Below are 20,516 nucleotides of genomic sequence, written 5' to 3'. Positions count from 1 at the left end.
CCGGGCGCTCGTCACGCCCGCGTGCTGGAAAACACCACGGGCTTCGCTTCAGGTGGCTCCTAGCCAAACCGCCCCTCTCCCCAACCCTCTCCCCGTGAGGGGAGAGGGAGCGACAGCCGTCGTCATTCCAAACGCTCATGGCGAATCCTGTCGGTTCGGCCAATGCCCCTGGCTTGTCAGCAAGCTGGGGGCCGGCGCAGGCCGACAATGATGCCAAGGGCAGTCCAGCTCCATGGCGTTCACTGCGAGCTCGCGTGACACGCGCGCACATTACAAAGAAAAACGATCGTGCTGCTGCACGAAATAATGCACCGATGATCTGGACGAAGAACCTCATCCTTCGAAAATCTGGCCGGATAAATGTGAAAGCCACGCCTCCGCGCGCACAGAAAAGGGGATGGCAGATGCCGGCGCAATCAACGGTGTGACATGCTGCTCTTACATCTTTTTACAGCAGCCGCCGGTCTTCTTGGCTAGCCTTCATTCACTTGCCAACGCACAGCGAACACGAGTCCTGCGCATTCGCGAGTGTCGTTTATGGCCATTGGGCCATGCGCAATCGCCCCACGCCGGCGGTCAGCCGGAGCGCGGGCAATCAACGGACCGGTACGCCCCGGCCCACACAAAGGTGCGCAAGCGGCCCGGCTGGGCTGCAACACAACGCATCGCGGATAAATAAATTGGGGGACATGTTTTACCAGGAACGAGCGGTCTCGCGGACACGCCCGATGCTATCGGCTTGCCGTTTGTCTTTGCGAACCCGCATCGCGCGAACTTGCCAAAGAGGATGCCATGAGCGAAAAACTGGAACACAGCCGCCCGCCGGCCACGCATCTGCCAACACTACGCACGGACGAACTGGCACCCGCGAGAGGCGGCCGCGAACTGAGCAAACGCCCGCTCTGGCATATGGTGCCACGCCTGACCAGCTACGCCGTGGCCATCTTCATCGTCTGGGTGATCCTGACCGTGATGTTCCCGCCCGTGTTCACGCGCTCATCGGAACGCGCCGTGGTCGATGGTCCGGTCAACCTGGTCACCACGCCGGTCGAAGGCGTTGTCGCTGGCCAGCACGTTGCGGTGGGGACATCCTTCGCGCCCGGAGACACGCTGATGAGCGTGCAGAATCCCAATATCGACCGCGCGCTGCTGGTCGAACTGACCGGCAAGAAGCTCGACACCCAGCAACGCTACGACGCCGCCAAGGCCAAGCTCGAAGGCGACCAGAGCCGCCTCGCCGCAACCGACCAGGAGACGAAGAAGTACCAGGCTGCCGCGCAGGCCGAGCATGCCGCCAAGATCCGTGGGATCGAAGCGCGCATGGCGGTCGCCAGGGAACAGGTAGACCAGCAGGAGGACGTGGTGAACCGCAACCAGGCCATGCAATGGGCGGGCGCGGTCAGCGAGGCCTACACCAATGCCTCGCGCTACCAGTTGTCGATCCTGTCGAACTCCAAGGAGGCGATACGTGCCGAACTCGACAACGCGCTCAGCAGCAGCCAGGCGGCCAAGGGCAAGGTGTATCTCTCCAGCACCGACGGCGCGGTGTCCACGCTGGCGCAGCGGCATGACGAGCTGACGGCGGAGATCACCCAGCTCCAGGCGGAGCTGACCCAGCTCGAGCAGTACGGCAAGTCGGTCGACACCTTGATCGCGGAGGAAGAGCAGCGTCTGCAGCGCATGTCCAACCTGGATATCAAGGCCTACGATACGGGCATGGTCCAGGACGTGCTCGCGCCGCCGGGCACGCGCGTCGCGGCCGGCGCGACGTTGCTGCGCAGTACCAACTGCGCGCAACCCCGCGTGGTGGCGGTATTCCCGCGCAGCCTGAGCAACGATATGTTGCCCGGCGCCAAGGTCACGGTGCGCGTGGACGGCGTTGGCGCGCCAATGTCCGGCAAGGTGGCCGAGATCCTGCCGCGCGCGCCGGATGGCGAGCAAGCGCGTTACTTCGTGCCGTTCCCGCCCATCGAGAAAAACGAGATCTACCTGATCGCCAAGCTGGACAAGCCGCTGCCGGCGCCGCCGCAACAGGGCGCGGCCACCTCGGCGGACCGCTGCGCGATGGGCCGCTGGGCCAAGGTCAGCCTGGACCAGCCGTGGTGGGGCCACATGCGCACGCTGATCTGATGGCCGCAAACCCGACGCAAGGCACGAGACCGCCATGATCAGGGCTTCACTTAGCTTACGCCGCTGGCTGCTGCCGCCGCTGCTGGCCAGCGTGACGGGGCTGGCCACAATGCTGGCATCGCACGCCGCCGGCGCGCAGGCGCCGCCACCGCAAGCGCGGGAGCAGTTGCTGGCGGGCGCATGCCAGGCCATTGCCGCGCGGGTCGCGGCGGTGCCGGGCCAGGGCCCGGCGATGCTCGGCAGCTACGAACCGGCGCCTGGGCAAGGCCCGCTCGCGCCCGCCCTGCAGCAGGCGGCATTCGTCTACGACAACGCGCTCGCCGGCGTGGCGCTGGTGGCCTGCCACCGCGTCGGCGATGCGCGCCGCATTGCCGATGCCATGGTGGCGGCCAGCGCGCGCGACCGTCACTACCACGATGGCCGCCTGCGTAATGCCTATCGCGCCGGCGCGTTGCCGGCTGGCCCCGCACCCCTGCCCGGCTGGTGGGACACGCCGAGCCAGCGCTGGTTCGAGGACGCCTACCAGGCCGGCACCGCCACCGGCAATGTGGCATGGGCCGCGCTGATGCTGCTGGCCGTCTACGACGCCACCCACGAACGCCGCTATCTCGACAGCGCCGGCGCGCTGATGGGCTGGGTCGACGCCACCCTGTTCGATGCCGGCGCCCCGGGCGGCTTTATCGGCGGCTACTTCGGCGAAGAGCCCAGCCCGGTGCGCCAGACCTGGAAATCCACCGAGCACAACGTGGATGCCTATGCCGCGTTCAGCTGGCTGGCGCGGCGCAGCGACGATCCGCGCTGGCCGGCGGCGGCGCGGCGCGCGCGCGGCTTCGTCGAGGCGATGTGGCAGCCGCGCGAAGGCCGCTTCGTCATCGGCACGCGCGACGATGGCCGCTCCCTCAACAGCAGCCCGTCGGCGCTCGACGCGGTGCTGTGGCCGCTGGTCGCCATCCCGGAGCCGCCCGCGGACTGGCGCAGGGGCCTGGACTGGACCCGCGAGCGCCATGGCGTCAAGGGCGGCTACGGCTTCAACGGCAACCCCGACGGCGTCTGGACGGAGGGCACCGGCCAGGCCGCGCTGGTGCTGCGCGCCAGCAACCGCGCGCAGGACACCGCCGCGCTGTGGCCGCTGCTGCTATCGCAGCGCGCGCCTTCCGGCCTGCTCTACGCCACGCCGGAGCAACGCATCCGCACCGGCCTCTCGATCGGGCCGACATCCACCACGGAGGATTTCTACTACTACCACCTGCCGCACCTCGGCGCGACCGCATGGGCCGTGCTGGCGGCGGCAGGCTGGAACCCGTTCCGTCCATCCGGATGCCTGCAGGCCACTTGCGGCGGCGCCGATCCTGCCTCCCCGCGCCAGGAGTAACCATGTTCGAATTCTTCCTCGATGGCAGGACGCTGCTCGTCATCAACGCCGCCACCCTGCTGCTGGCTTGGCTTTGCATGCGGGGGGACCGCGCCAGCGCCTCGGACCGCAGCGTGTTCGGCGCCATCACCGCAACGCTGCTGCTGGTCTACATCGCCTGGCGCTGGACCCAGACACTGCCCGATTGGCACATGACCTTCCCGAGCCTGTGGGCGCACGTCTTCTTCGGGTTCGAATTGATGACGATCAGCTACACGCTGATCTCCATCGTCACGCTGACCCGCGGCAGCAACCATACGCCGGCGGCGGACGCGGGCGAGGCCGCGCTGCGGCGCAGCCGCTCGGTGCCGCGGGTGGATATTTTCATTGCCACCTACAACGAAGGGCTGGAGATCCTGGAGAAGACCATCGTTGCCGCGCTGGCGATCGACTATCCGGATTTTCGCGTGTGGGTGCTCGACGACACCCGCCGCGACTGGCTGAAAGCGTTCTGCGCGCAGGTTGGCGCCAGCTATGTCACGCGCCCCGACAACACGCACGCCAAGGCCGGCAACCTCAACAACGGGCTGCGCCATAGCGCGCGCGCGGAGCATGGCGGCGGCGCGCCCTACATCATGGTGCTCGACGCCGACTTCGCCCCTAACAAGAACATCCTGCTGCGCACCATCGGCCTGTTCGGCGACCCCAAGGTAGGCGTGGTGCAGACGCCGCAGTTCTACTACAACGCGGACCCGATCCAGTACAACCTGCGCTCGACCGAATGCTGGGTCGACGAGCAGCGCGCCTTCTTCGATGTGATGCAGCCCGCCAAGGATGCCTGGGGCACCGCCTTTTGCATCGGTACCTCCTTCGTGGTCCGGCGCGACCTGCTGGGGCTGATCGGCGGCTTTCCCACCGGCACGGTCACCGAGGATATCCACCTGACCTACCGCCTGATGCCGCACGGCTACATCACGCGCTGGCTCAACGAACGCCTGAGCGTGGGCTTGTCCGCCGAAGGCCTGCCCGAATACATCAGCCAGCGCAGCCGGTGGGGCCTGGGCACGATCCAGGTCGCGCTCACGGCCGACGGGCCGCTGCGCGGGCGCGGCTACACGCTGGGGCAACGCCTGCACTACGTGCATGGCCTGCTGCACTGGCTGAGCCGGCCTTTCACCCTGATGCTGCTCGCCGGGCCTTTGCTGTACTGGTACTTCGATGTGCCGACCCTGTATGGCGAGCCGATGCAGTTCCTTGCCTACGGCGTGCCCGCGCTGCTGCTCTACTGGGCCTACAGCATCTGGGTAACGGGCTCGCGCGCGCTGCCCATCTTTACCGAGGTCACGCAGATCGTCGCCTCGCTGGCGGTCACGGCGACTTTGATCAGCGCATTCTTCAAACCGTTCGGGCGTCCTTTCAAGGTCACCAACAAGGGGCTGGACCGCAGCAAGCTTGTGATTCATGGCAAGTTCGCCGCGCTGTATGGCTGCCTGATCGTGCTTTCCGGCATGGGCCTGGCGCGCGCGGTGGCCGCCGATGCAGCCGCGTCGGGACTCGTCTTCAACGTCGCCTGGACCGCCGTGTCGATGGTGCTCTACCTGACTTCGCTGCTGGTCTGCGTGGAACTGCCACGGCCCCGCAAGGAGGAACGCTTTCCCCATCACGAGCGGGCGCTGCTGCGCATCAACGGCAAGGTGGCCTGCGCCGGGCACGAATACACCGCCACCACCGTAAACCTGTCCTGCAATGGCGTCGCCATTACCAGCGCGATGGCGCCGGCGATACCTGTCGGTGCCGAGGGCGCGGTCTGGATGGAGGCGACAGGGTGGGTCCCCTGCCGGATCGCGCGCCGGCAAGGCAAGCTGCTCGGGCTCGCCCTGCATCTGGATATGGCCACGCGCCATCGCCTGATCCGCCTGCTCTTCAGCGAGCCCGGTCACAACATCGCCCACCGGGGCAATCCCCGGCTGGCCATCTCGCGGCTTATGTGGCGCGCCTTTTCCGGTTGAATCCCATGCACAAGACCCCCAGCCCGACCCTGCGCGCCCTCTGCGCCGCCCTGCCGCTAGCCCTCGCCGCCTGCACCCTGGAGCCCACTTACCAGCGTCCCGCGCAGCCGGTGCCGCAGGCATGGCCCACCGGCCCCGCCTACGCCCCCGGCACGCCGGCGGCGGCCAATGCGAACACCGCCGGCGCCGACCTCGGCTGGCAGGATTTCTTCGCCGATGCGCGCCTGCGGCGCCTGATCGAGCTGGCGCTGGCCAACAACCGCGATCTGCGCGTTGCCAGTCTCGCCATCGAACAGGCGCGTGCCCAGTACCGCATCCAGCGTGCCGCGCAGTTCCCCGCGATCGACGCCAGCGCGGGCTTGGTCAGCCAGCGCGTGCCCAGCGACCTGCGCGCACCTGGACAGTCGTCCGTCATCAACCAGTACAGCGCGGGCGTCGGCTTCAACGCGTTCGAGCTGGATTTCTTCGGGCGCGTACGCAGCCTCAAGCACGAGGCGCTGGAGCAGTACCTCGCCACCGAGGAAGCGCGCCGCAGCGCCCACATCAGCCTGGTTGCCGAAGTCGCCAGCGCTTACCTGACCTGGCGCGCCGACCAGGCACTGCTGCAAATATCCGAAGACACGCTGAAGAGCCAGCAGGCCGCCGCGGAAATGGTAGGGCGCGGCAAACGCGCGGGCGCCATGGCGCAGCTCGACCTGCACCGCGCCGATACCCAGGTGCAAACCGCACGCGTGGGCGTGGAGCAATTCACGCGGCAGGTGGCGCAGGATGAGAACGCCCTCGGCCTGCTGATCGGCGGCCCACTGCCACAAGACCTGCCGCCGGGCGAGCCGTTCGAATCGCCCGGCCTGGTCGCCGAGCTGCCTGCTGGCCTGCCGTCGGCATTGCTGCAGCAAAGACCGGACATCATGGCAGCCGAACACCGCCTGAAAGCGGCCAACGCCGATATCGGCGCGGCGCGGGCGGCCTTCTTCCCGACCATTTCGCTGACCGCCGCGGTCGGCACCGCCAGTACCAACCTGTCTGGCCTGTTCGCGGCAGGCATGGGCGCGTGGACTTTCGCGCCGCAGATCACCATGCCGATCTTCAATGCCGGCAGCAACCAAGCCCGGCTTGACGCCTCCAAGGTGCAGAAGGACATCAATATCGCCGCTTATGAAAAGACGATACAGACCGCCTTTCGCGAAGTGGCCGATGGCCTGGCCGCGCGGGGTACCTACGATCGCCAGGCGGCGGCGCAGGAGACCCTGGTCAAGGAAGTGGGCGAAACCCAGCGGCTGTCGGAGATGCGCTTCAAGAACGGCGTGGACGATTATTTCTCGGTCTTCGATGCCCAGCGCCAGCTTTACACCGCGCAGCAGACCCTGGCCACCATCCGGCTGGCCCGCCTGACCAGCCGTGTCGCGCTGTACAAGGCGCTCGGTGGAGGGTGGTCGGAGCGCACGGTTGCGCGTGGCAATGCGCCGGCAGCCACGGCTGCGTCCTCATCTACGTCCCCGGGTACGCCGTCCTCCAGCGCCCCGGCTATTGCAAGCGCGCCAGCCACTTCGTCGGCAGCATCGCCGCCCGCGGTGGCGCAGGGTGCCGCCGTCTTGCCGACGCGCTGAAGCCGTACAAGGATGACGGCTACCCGCCGCCCGTTTGTCTCCTTGCCCACGAACATGATGCGCACCGGAGCGCTCATGTAGGCGTCCGACACCTTGATCAGACATGGCGCCGAGAGATTCTCAGCTCGGCTGCCTGCGCCTGGCTGGCGAGGCCGGCGACCACATGGCTAGAGTGTGTGATGACGAAACGCTCAGCGGGCGCTTTGCCGCCGTACGCGTGCGCCACGCCGGCGGCAATAGCGGCAAGGCACGCCTGCGCCCCGAGCAGTGGCTGCTCGTCGTGTGGCCCACACCTTACTTGCTTGCCCCTTCCAACTCAGGGGCTGAAGTCTTGCTGCTTTCTGCCGTTATCCGTCGTGTCGCGGCGATGCACCCAAAGGTCTTTGTTGGGGCTGCCCGCACACCCAAACCGCCGCTAGAATCGAAAAGCAGCCCTCGTCGATTCCCTTTTCTATTGAAGGATTTTCGTGAGCCTCAACAATTCCAATGCCAAGCATCAACCCAATAGCACGCAAGCGCCAAGCATTGGCCCATTGGATGACTGCCAACGGTTGACCCTTCCCATACAAATCAGTGCGGTGCTGCTCGATCTCGCTTGGTTGAAGTGCGTTGTTCGACTAGGTGCGCGCGACGGCTACAAGATTGCCACCACATTGCTGAAGGTTGACCCCGTAGCCTGTACGCTCATCTTCGACGGATGCCGCACGGATGCCGAGCGGCATCTGCTGCTGACATCGGACGAGATTGCCGTCTCCGCTGTGCTGCGCGATGTCAGGATTGAATTCATCATCGGCAGACCATACCTGATCAAGTATCAGGGCGGCCCGGCCTGCGCCGCAACCTTCCCATCTGAGCTCTACCATTTCGAGCGCCGCCGCCAGCCTCGTGCACGACCGCAGGCCGCTTTGGGCGAACGCTGGGAGCTACACACACCCGACCACCAACTTCTGCAGCTGGATATCGCCGACATCTCGCTGTCCGGTGTGGGCCTTCGCTCCAAGGATGCGCTTACCGACCGGTTTCCGGCGGGAACGATCTTGCAGAAGTGCAGGCTTGACTTTCGCAGCCAGGGCGAACTGGAGTTCGACCTCCAGGTGGTCGGGCACGGTCTAGCCTGGGAAGGCCAGAGTACCATGCATCACATCGGCTGCACCTTTGTCGCTCTCGCCCCCGGTCAGCGGACCTTCCTCCAGCGGCTGGTCTACCGCATCGAACTGGCGGGCCGCGAATGAGCACGATGGGCGCCAAGGCTGCAGAGGGCCGTAGTACGCCGTCACCAGCAACAAGTCGGTTTCGCCGATAGGCCCCCGCCAGCAGCCCCAACGGCGGGCCCGCAAGGGCCACCCCCACGGGATGCGAATGGGACCGTGGCTACCCCGCCCCCATTTCCATGCAAAAATACCCCCCATAACGCACCGCAACATACCAAATAAAGCCCCCTGCAAACCATCGCCCACCCAGCGACCACAACAGGAGAACGAACGACATGTACCGCGGAGAACGTTTCAACGGCTACAGCCACCTGGCCGGCGCCATTCTCGCCGCCGCCGGCACAGCAGTGCTGGTCACCACCTCGGCCCTCTACCACGACGCCTGGAAGGTAGTCAGCTCCGTGGTCTATGGCACCACGCTGGTGTTCCTCTACACCATCTCCACGCTCTATCACAGCCTGCGCGGCCGCCCGAAGGACATCCTGCGGCGGCTCGACTACTGCGCCATCTACCTGCTGATCGCCGGCAGCTATACGCCCTTCGCGCTGGTGACGCTGCGCGGGCCCTGGGGCTGGACGCTGTTCGGGGTGAACTGGGGACTGGCGGCGATCGGCATCGCGCAGGAGCTCCTGATTGGCCACCGCACACGCGTGCTCTCGCTGCTGATCTATGTGCTGATGGGCTGGCTGGTCCTGTTTGCCTTCGGCCCGCTGGTGGCGGCGCTGCCGGCTGCCGGCCTGTACTGGCTGGTGGCGGGCGGCGCGCTCTACACGGCAGGCATCGGGTTCTTCCTGTTCGACGAGCGCGTGCGGCACTTCCACGGCATCTGGCACCTGTTCGTGCTGGCCGGCAGTGCCTGCCAGTTCGTCAGCATACTCTGGTACGTGGGCTAGCCCCTGGCGTCCTCAAGTGCCAGGCGCATCGGCACATAGGCGATGCCTTTTGTCTCGGCGCGGGGCCCGACGGACCGGAAGCCGAAGCGCTCGTACACAACGGTTGCGAACGGGCTCGAATTCACGGTGAATTCACGCACCTCGCCGGTGGCGGTCGCGGCCTGGCTGGCGGCTTGCCACAGGGATCCGGCAACGCCGGTCCGATGCATCTGTGGCGCGACGAACAGGTGGAATAGGTGGCTGGCGTCTCGCAGCGCAAGGATGCCGGCCAGTTGCTCGCCACGGTAGGCAACCAGATAGTGGAAGCGCGGGCTGGCGACATATCCGGCTATCGCTTCCGGCGAGAGGCTGGCGAGAAAGCCTTCCGCGCCGGCCCCGGATGGCTCGATCGTGAAGTAGTGCGCGACGCTCATGGCAAGCGCGCTGATGGCGGCAGCGTCTTCGGTGCCGGCTCGGCGAATGACCAACGTTTCCATGGTGGATCGGGCTGATGATAGCCGGCCAGTTTGTCATAGCGCGGGCCAGCGCGCCACATCCTCATTGCACCGCGGCAGTCTCCCGCACGGCTCCCGCCGCCAGCATCGCTTCGATCTCCTCATCGCCATAGCCATACTCGGCCAGCAACGCGCGCGTATGCTCGCCCAGCCTGGGTGCCGGGCGCAGGTACCGCGCCGGCGTCTCGGACAGCTGCACGGGCAGGCCGAGCGTCTTGATCGGGCCGGCCTGCGCGTGGTCCTGCTCCACCACCATGCCGCGCGCCAGCGTTTGCGGATGGCTGAGCGCCTCGCCGATGGAATGCACCGGCCCCACCGGCACGCCGGCCCGGTCGAACTCGGCGAGCCAGTGCGCCGATGGCTGCGTGCTGAGGATCTCTCCAATGGCCGGCAGCAGGCTGTCGCGATGGCGCATGCGATCGGCGTTCAGGCGGTAGCGCGGATCGTCCAGCCACTCGGGCTTGCCCAGCACCTGCGCGATGCGCTCCCAGTTCTTCTCGTTGGCGCCGCCGATGATGATGTGGCCGTCCTGCGTGGGAAACGCCTGGTAGGGCGTGGCCAGGATATGCGCGGAGCCGCTCGGCCCCGGCGACTCGCCGGTGGCGAAGTGGATGGCGGCATGCCAGTAGAGCTGCTGCAGCCCGGCCTCGATCAGCGAAGCCTCGACCACCTGGCCGCGCCCGGTCTTCTGCTTGTGCTGGTAGGCCGCGAGGATGCCGAACGCGGCCAGGATGCCGGCGTTGATGTCGGCAATCGAATTGCCGGTGCGCAGCGGCGGCCCCCCTTGCTCGCCGGTGATGCTCATCAGGCCGGTGAAACCCTGCGCGATCAGGTCGAAGCCGCCTTTGTCGGCGGCCGGGCCGGTGCGGCCGTAGCCGGAGATGGCGCAGTAGATCAGGCCGGGGTTGTGCTGCGAGAGCGTGTCGTAGCCAAGCCCGAGTTTTTCCAGCGTGCCCTTGCGGAAGTTCTCGATCACCACGTCGGCGTCTTTCACCATGCGCAGGAATACCGCGCGTCCCTCCGGCGTCTTGAGGTCCAGCGCGATGGCACGCTTGTTGCGATTGAGCATCAGGAAGGGCGCCGACACGCCGTTGATCTGCGGCTCGCGATAGCCGCGCGCATCGTCGCCGCCATCCGTCTTCTCGATCTTGATCACCTCGGCGCCAAGGTCGGCCAGCATCATGCCGCAGGTGGGGCCGGCCATGATCTGCGCGAGCTCCAGCACGCGCATGCCGGCCAGCGCGCCGGGCGCCGGGGTTGTGTCTTGCATAGCTTGTTGACTCCGGAAGAATGCGGCAAGCCGCTTCAGCGGCCGCTAAAGCGCGGCGTTTCCTTGGCCAGGAATGACCGGAACCCCTGGCGGAAGTCCTCGGTATCGAAGCAGTCGAAGGCTTCGTCGAGCTCGCCGGCCGACAGCGTCTTGCCGGCTGCGAGCTGGCGCGCGAACTTCTTGTGCCACCTCGCCACCAGCGGCGCGCCGCTGGCGATGCGCTGCGCCGTGGCGCGCGCCTCGGCTGCCACCTGCGCATCCGGCACCACGCGCGAGACCAGGCCCATGCCATGCGCCTCGGCCGCCCCGATGATGCGGCCCTCGAACAGCAGCTCCAGCGTGCGGGCCTCGCCCACCAGCCGGATCAGCGGCGCCATCTCGGCGTGCGCCATCACCAGCCCGAGGTTTTTTATCGGTGCGCCAAAGCGGCTGCTCTCGCCGCATATGCGGATATCCGCCATGGCCGCGACCTCCAGCCCGCCGCCCACGCAGATGCCATGGATCTGCGCCACCACGGGATGCGGGCAGTCGAGGATGGCTTGCGCGGTGCCGTGCATCACGCGGCCGTAGACGATGGCCTGTTGCTTGTTGGCGCGCGCGGTGGCGAATTCGGAAATATCGTTGCCGGGCGAGAAGGCGCGTTCGCCCGCGCCGCGCACGATCACGCAGCGCACGGAGGCATCGCCGGACAGCGTGCGGAAGGTGTCGCCAAGCTGTTGCCACATGGACACTGTGAAGGCGTTGAGCTTGGCAGGGCGGTTGAGCACCACGGTGGCGATGGCGCCATCGCGCTCGAGCAGCAGCGGCGCGCTGTCGCTGGCGCCATCCGGCGGAGCCGGGCTTGCGGTCATGATCGGTTCTCCTGTCCCATGTCCCATGTCTCTTGGAAATGCCCCCGGTACTCGTCCATCACGCCATGGCGCGGCGCCGCTCACGCAGCCCGCCGATCAGCGGCCACACGAGGCTGGTCACCGCCAGCGCCATGATGGTGCCCACCAGGCCGTTGGACCAGAATACGTCCATGCTGCCCGAGGAGATCAGCATGGTCTGGCGGAACGCATCCTCAGCGCGGTCGCCCAGCACCAGGGCGAGCACCAGCGGCGCCAGCGGGTACTCCAGCTTCTTGAGCACATAGCCGACCACGCCAAAGATCAGCATCAGCCAGACATCGAACAGCGCGTTGTGCACGGTGAACGCGCCGATCGCGCACACCACCAGGATCAGCGGCGCGATGATGGCGAAGGGAATCCGCAGGATGGCGGCGAACAGCGGCACCGTGGACAGCACCACCAGCAGGCCGGCGATATTGCCGAGGTACATGCTGGCGATCAGGCCCCAGACAAAGGTCTTCTGCTCGGTAAACAGCAGCGGCCCCGGCTGCAGCCCCCAGATCATCAGGCCGCCCAGCAGCACCGCCGCCGTGGCCGAGCCGGGGATGCCCAGCGCCAGCATTGGCAGCAGCGCGCTGGTGCCCGCCGCGTGCGCCGCCGCTTCCGGCGCGATCACGCCTTCGATATTGCCTTTGCCGAAGCTGGACGGATCTCGCGCGAAACGCTTGGCCACGCCGTAGCCCATGAAGGAGGCGGCGGTGGCACCGCCGGGTGTGACGCCCAGCCAGCACCCGATGATCGACGAGCGCACCAGCGTGAGCCAATGACGCGGCAGGCTGGCCCAGGTCTTGAGCACTACCTTGAGATCGATGTTGGCACGCTTGCCCCGAAAGGCGATGCCCTCTTCCATCGTCATCAGGATCTCGCTGATGCCGAACAGGCCGATCACCACCACCAGGAAGTCAAAGCCGCGCAGCAGTTCGGTGGAGCCGAAGGTCATGCGCAGGGTGCCGGACACCGTGTCCATGCCCACTGCCGCCAGCGCAAAGCCCACGCACATCGCGATCAGGATCTTGGGCTTGCTCTCCTTGCCCATGCCGATAAAGCTGCAGAAGGTAAGGAAGTACACCGCGAAGAATTCCGGCGGCCCGAAGCGCAGCGCGAACCTGGCCACCAGCGGCGCGAGGAAGGTGATGAGCAGCACGCCGGCCAGCGCGCCGACGAAGGAGCCGGTGAAGGCGGAGGTCAGCGCCCGTCCGGCCTCGCCGTTCTGCGCCATCGGATAGCCATCGAAGGTGGTGGCCACCGACCACGCCTCGCCCGGGATGTTGAACAGGATGGAGGTGATGGCGCCGCCGAACAGTGCGCCCCAGTAGATGCACGACAGCATGATGATGGCTGATGTGGGCTCCATGGTGAAGGTCAGCGGCAGCAGGATGGCCACGCCGTTGGGGCCACCCAGGCCGGGCAGCACGCCCACCACGATGCCCAGCAAGATGCCGATCAGCATCAGCCCCACGTTATGCCATGACATGGCGACGGCGAAGCCGCCCATCAGTGAATTGAGTTCTTCCATGGCCCGCCCCTCAGAAACCGAAAGCCGCTTCGAGCGGGCCCTTGGGCAGCGGCACGCGGAACTGCAGCTCGAACACCCAGAACAGCACGAGATTGATCGCCACGCCCATCAGCACGGATTTCCACCAGGCGAACTTGCCGATGGCCACCATGAAGCCGGCGATGAAGATGGTCGATGCCACGTAGATGCCAAGTACGGAAATCAGCCCCACGTAGGCCGTCAGTGGCACCACGATCACGGCCACCTGGCGCAGCTGTGCCCAGGTGACGAAGGTCTGGCTGGCATCGATGCGCCGCGCCTGCCACAGCACGGCCAGGCAGGACACGAAGATGATGGCGCCGATGCGCAGCGGGAAGTAGCCGGCCTCCGGGCCATCCGGCGCCCAGCCGGCGCCGATGCGGTAGTTGCTGACCATCACCACCACCGCGCCTGCGGCAATCAGCAGCGCGACCGCGATCTCGGCGGTGCGCACCGATATCGCGGCCGCGCCGGCATGGCCTTGCGGGTTGTCGTTCATGCGGGTGTCTCCTGTGCGGGGGTTGCCAGGCGCGCTTAGCGTGCCGCCACGAAGCCCGCTTCCTTGATGATGTCCTTATGCCGGTTCTCGTCCGCGCCCAGGAAATCGACCAGCTTCTGCCCCGACAAAAACTCGTTCTTCAGCGCGTTCTTCTCCAGGTATTCCTTCCACTCCGGCGTGGCCACCACCTTTTGCATCAGCTCCACGTAGTACTTCTGCTGGTCAGGCGTGACGCCGCCGGGCAGCATGAAGACGCGCAGCATCTGGTACTGCACGTCGAGCCCCTGCTCCTTGCAGGTAGGAATATCGCCCCAGCTCTGCGTGGCGGTGATCTTGCCCGAGTAGTCCATGCGCGCCGGCGCGAACACGCACAGCGCACGGTGCTCGCCGGCGCGCCACTGGCCGATGGACTCCGACGGGTTGTTGACGTTGGCGTCGATGTGCTTGCCGGAGAGCTGCGTGGCGGCCTCGCCGCCGCCCTTGTAGGGGATGTAGATGAACTTGGCACCGGCCTTGCGTTCCACCTGCGCGGTGATGATCTGGTCCTCGCGCTTGGAGCTGGTGCCGCCCATCTTCATCTTGCCGGGGTTCTTTTTGGCCTCGGCCAGGAAGTCAGCGGGCGTCTTGTAGGGCGACTCGGCGTTGGTCCAAAGCACGAACTCATCGAGGGCGACCATGGCCACCGGCGTGAGGTCGCGCCAGTTGAACGGCAGCTGGCTGATCATCGGCACCGTGTACAACGCGGACGAAGTCACCAGCAGCTTGTGCGCGTCGCCGCGCGACGCCTTGGTGTCCATCAGGCCTTCGGCGCCGCTGGCGCCCGCCTTGTTGAGAACGATGATCGGCTGGGCCATGAGCTTGTGCTTGGCGATGATGCCCTGGATCGAGCGCGCCATCTGGTCGGACGCGCCGCCCGCGCTGAACGGCACCACGATCTCCACCGGCTTGGTCGGCTCCCACGCGAGCGCGGGGGCGCTCATCACAGCCGTGCCAAGCAGCGAGGCGCACGCGAGCGCACGCAAGGTCAAACGCAAAGTCATGACTTGTCTCCTTTGGTTGGAATGCCGTGCGTTCTGTGTGGTCTGCCGACGCATCGGCGCATGCCGGACGGGCGCGGTGGCACCGCGCCCGTGCTTGCTTCTTGCCGCTACACGTATCGTGGCGCGCTCATGCTGCGTTCAGGCCATGCGGCACGGCGGTGGCGCGCAGGCTGTCCAGCGCGGCCTGCACGCCGCCGGGCCGGTACGGGATGCCGGCCAGCGCCAGCCCCATCTCCACCCCGGCGAGCGTGCCCATCAAGGTGAGATCGTTGAAATCGCCGAGATGCCCGATGCGAAACACCTTGCCTGACAGCTTCGACAGCCCCTGCCCCAGCGACATATTGAAATGCTGCAGCACGACCTTGCGCAAGGCATCGGCGTTGTGGCCTTCCGGCAGCAGCACCGCGGTCAGCGCCGGGCTGTACTCCGCGGGGTTCTGGCACAGGATCTCCAGGCCCCACGCGCGCACCGCGCTGCGCGCGGCTTCGGCGTGGCGCTGGTGGCGCGCGAACACATTGGCAAGGCCCTCCTCGAGAAGCATGTCGCAGGCTTCGGACAGGCCATAGAGCAGGTTGGTGGCGGGCGTGTAGGACCAGTAGCCGTTCTTGTTTGCCTCGATGATTTCATCCCAGCCCCAGAACGCGCGCGGCAGCCGGGCCGAGGACATAGCTGCGATCGCCTTCGGGCTGACTGCGTTGAACGACAGGCCGGGCGGGAGCATCAGGCCCTTCTGCGAGCCGGACACGGTCACGTCCACGCCCCATTCGTCATGGCGGTAGTCGATGGAGCCGAGCGAGGAAATCGTATCCACCAGCAGCAACGCCGGATGCCCTGCCGCGTCGATGGCGCGGCGCACGGCGGCGATGTCCGAGGTCACGCCGGTGGAGGTCTCGTTGTGCACCACGCACACCGCCTTGATGGCATGCGCGCTGTCGGCGACCAGGTGCGCGCCGATGGCGGCGGCGTCCACGCCGTGGCGCCAGTCGCCGACCAGGAACTCGGGTTGCAGGCCGAGCTTCTCGGCCATCTTCTTCCACAGTGAAGCGAAATGCCCGGTCTCGAACATCAGCACGCGGTCGCCGGGCGAGAGCGTGTTGACCAGCGCGGCCTCCCATGCGCCGGTGCCGGACGCGGGGTAGATCACCACCGGCTGCACGGTCTGGAAGATCTTGCGCACATCGGCCAGTACCTTCTTGCCGAGTTGCTGGAACTCCGGGCCGCGGTGATCGATGGTGGGATGGTCGATGGCCCGCAGCACGCGGTCGGGCACGTTGGTGGGTCCGGGAATCTGCAGGAAATGGCGCCCGCTGGGGTGTGAATTCAAACGAACCATGTCACCTCTCAGTCTTTATTTGAATTTTGTATCCAAAAAACAATAACGCACTGCGGCTTCGTGATACGGGATAATGTGGGTATGGCGCTGCACCTGCAATCCAGTAAAAACCCCAATCAAATCAATACATACAATGCATTGTCCGGGGCTTTCAGGGGAGCGGCGGTGGTGCCGCGATGCTTTCGGGCGGGCTTGGTTTTAGTTCTTGCTTGCCCCAATGTAGATTTTGAATACAATATTGTCAAGCCATGAACATGATCTCGCCTCCCGAAGCCCTCGCCGTCGACCGCCAGATATTGCATGTGGCGGTGGCCCAGCGTTTGCGGACGATGATTGTCGAGGGCGACCTCGCCCCGGGCACCCGGCTCAACGAGCGCGTGCTGTGCGACCAGCTCCAGGTCTCGCGCACGCCACTGCGCGAGGCCTTCAAGGTGCTGGCCGGCGACGGCCTGATTACGCTGCTGCCCAACCGCGGCGCCGAGGTGGTGCTGCTCTCGCGCGAGACCATCGACTACCTGTTCGAGATGATGGGCGGGCTGGAGGCGATGTCCGGCGAGCTGGCGTGCGAGCGCATCAGCGAGCCGGAACTCAACGAGATCCGCGCGCTGCATTTCGAGATGCTGGCCTGCCACGCGCGGCGCGACCTGCCGAACTACTACAGCCTGAACCGCCGCATCCACGACGCGATCAACGCGGCGGCGCGTAACCCGATCCTGGAGGAGACCTATCGCCGCATCAACCTGCGTATCCAGGCGCTGCGGTTTCGCTCGAACTTCGACCAGGACAAGTGGGACATGGCCGTGCGCGAGCACGGCGCCATGCTCGACGCGCTGGCCGCGCGCGATGGCGCGGCGCTGCGTGAGATCCTGCGCAAGCACCTCAAGAACAAACGCGACGCCTTGATCGCGGAACTGGACCGACAGCAGGACGTGGCCTGACGCGTGATGCGCCGGCGCCAGCGCCGGCACGGCAGCGCCATGGCCACGCCCCCCAAAAGGAGGAGACAGCCCATGGCATTGCCCACCCGTAGCGCCAGCGTTCAGCCCCTGCAGTTTGTGCCGAGGCGCCCGTGCGCAGCGAGCCCCGGCTCCACGCTATACCAGCGCCTAGCCGCCGAGCTGCGCGGCGACGTGCTGTTCGACACCGCCAGCCGCGGCCGCTACGCCACCGATGCCTCCATCTACCAGGTCATGCCGCTGGGCGTGGTGGTACCACGCGACGAGGCCGACGCGCGCCTGGCGCTGGACATTGCCCGCGACCTGAAGGCTGCGCTGCTGCCGCGCGGTGCCGGCACCAGCCAGTGCGGGCAGACAGTCGGCGAGGCGCTGGTGATCGACAACAGCAAGTGGCTCAACCAGATCATCGAGTTCGATGCGGCAGCGCGCACGGTCACCGTCCAGCCGGGCATCGTGCTCGATCATCTCAATGCCTGGCTCAAGCCGCACGGGCTGTGGTTTCCCGTGGATGTGTCCACCGCCGCGCAATGCACGATCGGCGGCATGGCGGGCAACAACTCCTGCGGCTCGCGCTCGATCCAGTACGGCAATATGGTGCACAACGTGCTGGGCATCGACGCCATCCTCGCCAGCGGTGAGGAGGTGCGCTTCGACGCGGCCTGGCCGCAGGAAGGCGCCGCACACCGCCACATTGCCGATGGCGTAAAGCGCATCGCCGAGCGCGAGCGCGAAGCCATCGCGCAGATGTACCCCAAGGTACTGCGCCGCGTGGGTGGCTATAACCTGGACCTGTTCCATCCCCAAAGCGAGCGGCCCTACACGCTGGATGGCAGCGTCAACCTGGCGCACCTGCTGGTGGGCTCCGAAGGCACGCTCGCCTACTTCAAGCGCATCACCCTGCAGCTTGCGGCGCTGCCCGTGCACAAGACGCTGGGCGTGGTGAACTTCCCCACCTTCTTCCAGGCAATGGATCTGACGCGCCATATCGTCAAGCTGCGCCCGTGCGCGGTGGAGCTGGTCGACCGCACCATGATCGACCTCTCGCGGCGCAACCCGGCGTTCCGCCCGGTGATCGATCGCGCGCTGGTGGGCGAGCCCGAAGCCATCCTGCTGGTGGAGTTTGCTGGAGAGGATCGCGACGATTGCCTGCGCGACCTCGCGCAGCTCGTGGAGCTGATGGCGGACCTGGGCCTGCCCGGCTCGGTGGTGGAGATGGCGCAGGCCGAACCGCAGAAGGCGCTGTGGGAAGTGCGCAAGGCCGGCCTGAACATCATGATGAGCATGAGGGGCGACGGCAAGCCGGTCTCCTTTATCGAAGATTGCGCGGTGCCGCTGGAGCACCTGGCCGAGTACACCAGCCGGCTGACCGAGGTCTTCCACAAGCACGGCACGCGCGGCACCTGGTATGCGCACGCCAGCGTGGCCACGCTGCATGTGCGGCCCATCCTGGACATGCGCCGGGACGGCGCCGCCAAGATGCGCGCGATTGCCGAAGAGGCCGCCGCCTTGGTGCGCGAGTACAAGGGCGCGTACTCGGGCGAGCACGGCGATGGCCTGTGCCGCGGCGAATGGGTGGCCTGGCAGTTCGGCCCGGCGCTGAACCATGCCTTCGAGGAAGTGAAGGCGCTGTTCGATCCGCAGCACCGCTGCAATCCCGGCAAGATCGTGCGCACGCCGCGCATGGACCAGGCGGCGCTGTTCCGCTTTGCGCCGGGCTACACGGTGGCGCCGTTTCGCGGCACGCTCGACTGGTCGGCCTGGAACGTCACGCGCGATCCGGTCACCGAAGTAGAGAGCGCGCCGGGCACCGGACTGGACCCGGCGAACGGCTTCGCTGCCGCCGTGGAGATGTGCAACAACAACGGCCACTGCCGCAAGTTCGATGCCGGCACCATGTGCCCGAGCTACCGCATCACGCGCGACGAACAGCACCTGACGCGCGGCCGCGCCAATACGCTGCGCCTCGCGCTCTCCGGGCAGCTCGGCCCGCAAGGGCTGCTCGAACCCGCGGTCAAGGAAGCACTGGACCTGTGCGTCTCGTGCAAGGGCTGCAAACGCGACTGCCCCACCGGCGTCGACATGGCCAAGATGAAGATCGAGGTGCGCGCCGCCCACGCCAGCGCCGGGCGGCTTTCCGCGCGCGACCGGCTGGTGGCATGGATGCCGCGCTACGCCGGCCTGGCCAGCCGCCTGCCATGGCTCTTTAACCTGCGCGACCGGGTACCGCTGCTGGCGCGGCTGAGCGAGAGGCTGCTGGGGCTATCGGCGCGGCGCTCGCTGCCGCAATGGCAACCGGCGTTCCTTGGCAGCGCGCGCGCAAGCCAGCCTGCCCAACCAGCGGTGGAGCCCGGCGGCAAGGAGGTACTGCTCTTCGTCGACACCTTCAACAACCACATGGAACCGGCCAATGCACGTGCCGCGCAACGCGTGCTGGAAGCCGCCGGCTACACCGTGCACCTGGGCGCCGTGCCGGGACAGCGCGCGCTATGCTGCGGCCGCACGTTCCTCGCGGCCGGGCTGGTGGACCAGGCCAAGGCGGAGGCGCGCCGCACGCTCGATGCGCTGCTGCCCTTCGTCACGCGCGGCGTGGCCGTGGTGGGACTGGAGCCGTCCTGCCTGCTGACCATGCGCGATGAGTTCCTGCAGTACGGCTACGGCGACGCCGCCCGGCAACTGGCGGACCATGCTTTCCTGTTCGAGGAGTTCCTGGTGCGCGAGCACGCGGCCGGGCGTTTCGCACCGGCCTTTGCCGCGCTCGGGGCGAGCCATGCGCTGTTGCACGGGCACTGCCACCAGAAGGCCTTCGACGCGGTGCGCCCGGTGCAGCAGGTGCTATCGTGGATTCCCGGCTTGAAGACGCAACTCATCGAGTCGTCGTGCTGCGGCATGGCGGGCAGCTTCGGCTACGAGGCCGAGCATCATGCGGCCTCCATGGCGATGGCCGAGCAAGCGCTGCTGCCGGCGATCCGCGAGGCGGATGCGCGGACCTTGCTGGTGGCGGACGGCACCAGTTGCCGCCATCAGATCCACGACGGCGCGCAACGCGAGGCACTGCATGTGGCGCGCTTGCTGGAGATGGCGCTGCAGCCGGGTGCCTGAGTAAAATCCCACGCAGCCGTAACACCCCTCTCCCGCTTGTGGGAGAGGGGAGCAAACCAGCGGTAGAGTCAAAGCATCACTCGGTGTAGCCGTGATTTCCGCCACCAGGCGGAAATCACCCAAGCGCGATGCGAAGCGAGCCGTCAAGGTTTGAATCTCCCGTTATGCGGCGAGGAGTCTTTCGCCGCATCCGGGTCGCC

16 protein-coding genes are annotated in these 20,516 nt (G+C 66.8%); 9 read left to right on the top strand and 7 right to left on the bottom strand.

Going from position 1 to position 20,516, the window contains the following annotated elements; genetic code table 11:
- The first annotated feature begins 792 nt into the window (after nt 1–792).
- From ACYP5B_RS27960 to trhA, 6 genes are all read left to right on the top strand, one after another.
- Complete coding sequence (locus tag ACYP5B_RS27960; protein ID WP_459571862.1) at nt 793–2,130, top strand: HlyD family secretion protein; 1,338 nt, start codon at nt 793–795, stop codon at nt 2,128–2,130.
- Nucleotides 2,131–2,164: 34 nt separating this feature from the next.
- Nucleotides 2,165–3,502, top strand: coding sequence for a hypothetical protein (locus tag ACYP5B_RS27955; protein WP_459571861.1), 1,338 nt, complete (start codon nt 2,165–2,167; stop codon nt 3,500–3,502).
- A gap of 2 nt (nt 3,503–3,504) precedes the next feature.
- On the top strand, nt 3,505–5,490 hold the full coding sequence (locus ACYP5B_RS27950; RefSeq protein WP_459571860.1) for a glycosyltransferase: 1,986 nt from the start codon (nt 3,505–3,507) through the stop codon (nt 5,488–5,490).
- A 5-nt stretch (nt 5,491–5,495) separates the two neighbouring features.
- Nucleotides 5,496–7,097: an efflux transporter outer membrane subunit gene (locus tag ACYP5B_RS27945; protein WP_459571859.1), complete on the top strand. Its 1,602-nt coding sequence runs from the start codon at nt 5,496–5,498 to the stop codon at nt 7,095–7,097.
- A 467-nt stretch (nt 7,098–7,564) separates the two neighbouring features.
- Nucleotides 7,565–8,329 (top strand): flagellar brake protein, encoded by a 765-nt coding sequence (locus ACYP5B_RS27940; RefSeq protein ID WP_459571858.1) that lies wholly within the window; start codon nt 7,565–7,567, stop codon nt 8,327–8,329.
- A gap of 254 nt (nt 8,330–8,583) precedes the next feature.
- Nucleotides 8,584–9,201: a PAQR family membrane homeostasis protein TrhA gene (trhA, locus tag ACYP5B_RS27935; RefSeq protein ID WP_318237330.1), complete on the top strand. Its 618-nt coding sequence runs from the start codon at nt 8,584–8,586 to the stop codon at nt 9,199–9,201.
- On the opposite strand, the gene ACYP5B_RS27930 is transcribed toward trhA, so the two are convergent.
- The 7 genes from ACYP5B_RS27930 to ACYP5B_RS27900 all read right to left on the bottom strand — a co-directional run bounded on the left by ACYP5B_RS27930 (nt 9,198) and on the right by ACYP5B_RS27900 (nt 16,261).
- A complete protein-coding gene (locus ACYP5B_RS27930) occupies nt 9,198–9,677 on the bottom strand; it encodes a GNAT family N-acetyltransferase (protein WP_318237329.1) in 480 nt (159 codons plus the stop codon). The genes trhA and ACYP5B_RS27930 overlap by 4 nt on opposite strands.
- Before the next feature lie 61 nt (nt 9,678–9,738).
- Nucleotides 9,739–10,965: a CaiB/BaiF CoA transferase family protein gene (locus ACYP5B_RS27925; RefSeq protein WP_459571857.1), complete on the bottom strand. Its 1,227-nt coding sequence runs from the start codon at nt 10,963–10,965 to the stop codon at nt 9,739–9,741.
- A 35-nt stretch (nt 10,966–11,000) separates the two neighbouring features.
- Nucleotides 11,001–11,816 (bottom strand): enoyl-CoA hydratase/isomerase family protein, encoded by an 816-nt coding sequence (locus ACYP5B_RS27920; RefSeq protein ID WP_400097403.1) that lies wholly within the window; start codon nt 11,814–11,816, stop codon nt 11,001–11,003.
- A 58-nt stretch (nt 11,817–11,874) separates the two neighbouring features.
- Complete coding sequence (locus ACYP5B_RS27915) at nt 11,875–13,371, bottom strand: tripartite tricarboxylate transporter permease (RefSeq protein WP_459571856.1); 1,497 nt, start codon at nt 13,369–13,371, stop codon at nt 11,875–11,877.
- Nucleotides 13,372–13,381: 10 nt separating this feature from the next.
- Nucleotides 13,382–13,888 carry a tripartite tricarboxylate transporter TctB family protein gene (locus tag ACYP5B_RS27910; protein ID WP_400097399.1) on the bottom strand — a complete coding sequence of 169 codons (507 nt, stop codon included), beginning with the start codon at nt 13,886–13,888 and terminating at the stop codon, nt 13,382–13,384.
- A 35-nt stretch (nt 13,889–13,923) separates the two neighbouring features.
- A complete protein-coding gene (locus ACYP5B_RS27905; protein WP_400097397.1) occupies nt 13,924–14,928 on the bottom strand; it encodes a Bug family tripartite tricarboxylate transporter substrate binding protein in 1,005 nt (334 codons plus the stop codon).
- Between the two features lie 127 nt (nt 14,929–15,055).
- A complete protein-coding gene (locus tag ACYP5B_RS27900; protein ID WP_459571855.1) occupies nt 15,056–16,261 on the bottom strand; it encodes a pyridoxal-phosphate-dependent aminotransferase family protein in 1,206 nt (401 codons plus the stop codon).
- 81 nt (nt 16,262–16,342) lie between these two features.
- On the opposite strand from ACYP5B_RS27900, the gene ACYP5B_RS27895 reads away from it, so the two are divergent.
- From ACYP5B_RS27895 to ACYP5B_RS27885, 3 genes are all read left to right on the top strand, one after another.
- Nucleotides 16,343–16,513: a hypothetical protein gene (locus ACYP5B_RS27895; protein WP_459571854.1), complete on the top strand. Its 171-nt coding sequence runs from the start codon at nt 16,343–16,345 to the stop codon at nt 16,511–16,513.
- Nucleotides 16,510–17,199: a GntR family transcriptional regulator gene (locus ACYP5B_RS27890; protein ID WP_459571853.1), complete on the top strand. Its 690-nt coding sequence runs from the start codon at nt 16,510–16,512 to the stop codon at nt 17,197–17,199. The genes ACYP5B_RS27895 and ACYP5B_RS27890 overlap by 4 nt, the downstream gene beginning before the upstream one ends.
- A gap of 72 nt (nt 17,200–17,271) precedes the next feature.
- A complete protein-coding gene (locus ACYP5B_RS27885) occupies nt 17,272–20,316 on the top strand; it encodes an FAD-binding and (Fe-S)-binding domain-containing protein (RefSeq protein ID WP_459571852.1) in 3,045 nt (1,014 codons plus the stop codon).
- Nucleotides 20,317–20,516 lie beyond the last annotated feature (200 nt).

This window comes from Cupriavidus sp. 8B (assembly GCF_054589115.1).
The sequence above is the reverse complement of the archived record's forward strand: the minus strand, read 5'-3'. Positions and strand labels throughout refer to the sequence as shown.

Coding starts and splice junctions, on each gene's coding strand:
- ACYP5B_RS27960 (WP_459571862.1), top strand. CDS start 793: ATGAGCGAAAAACTGGAACACAGCCGCCCGCCGGCCACGCATCTGCCA.
- ACYP5B_RS27955 (WP_459571861.1), top strand. CDS start 2,165: ATGATCAGGGCTTCACTTAGCTTACGCCGCTGGCTGCTGCCGCCGCTG.
- ACYP5B_RS27950 (WP_459571860.1), top strand. CDS start 3,505: ATGTTCGAATTCTTCCTCGATGGCAGGACGCTGCTCGTCATCAACGCC.
- ACYP5B_RS27945 (WP_459571859.1), top strand. CDS start 5,496: ATGCACAAGACCCCCAGCCCGACCCTGCGCGCCCTCTGCGCCGCCCTG.
- trhA (WP_318237330.1), top strand. CDS start 8,584: ATGTACCGCGGAGAACGTTTCAACGGCTACAGCCACCTGGCCGGCGCC.
- ACYP5B_RS27930 (WP_318237329.1), bottom strand. CDS start 9,677: ATGGAAACGTTGGTCATTCGCCGAGCCGGCACCGAAGACGCTGCCGCC.
- ACYP5B_RS27925 (WP_459571857.1), bottom strand. CDS start 10,965: ATGCAAGACACAACCCCGGCGCCCGGCGCGCTGGCCGGCATGCGCGTG.
- ACYP5B_RS27920 (WP_400097403.1), bottom strand. CDS start 11,816: ATGACCGCAAGCCCGGCTCCGCCGGATGGCGCCAGCGACAGCGCGCCG.
- ACYP5B_RS27915 (WP_459571856.1), bottom strand. CDS start 13,371: ATGGAAGAACTCAATTCACTGATGGGCGGCTTCGCCGTCGCCATGTCA.
- ACYP5B_RS27910 (WP_400097399.1), bottom strand. CDS start 13,888: ATGAACGACAACCCGCAAGGCCATGCCGGCGCGGCCGCGATATCGGTG.
- ACYP5B_RS27905 (WP_400097397.1), bottom strand. CDS start 14,928: ATGACTTTGCGTTTGACCTTGCGTGCGCTCGCGTGCGCCTCGCTGCTT.
- ACYP5B_RS27900 (WP_459571855.1), bottom strand. CDS start 16,261: ATGGTTCGTTTGAATTCACACCCCAGCGGGCGCCATTTCCTGCAGATT.
- ACYP5B_RS27895 (WP_459571854.1), top strand. CDS start 16,343: ATGGCGCTGCACCTGCAATCCAGTAAAAACCCCAATCAAATCAATACA.
- ACYP5B_RS27890 (WP_459571853.1), top strand. CDS start 16,510: ATGAACATGATCTCGCCTCCCGAAGCCCTCGCCGTCGACCGCCAGATA.
- ACYP5B_RS27885 (WP_459571852.1), top strand. CDS start 17,272: ATGGCATTGCCCACCCGTAGCGCCAGCGTTCAGCCCCTGCAGTTTGTG.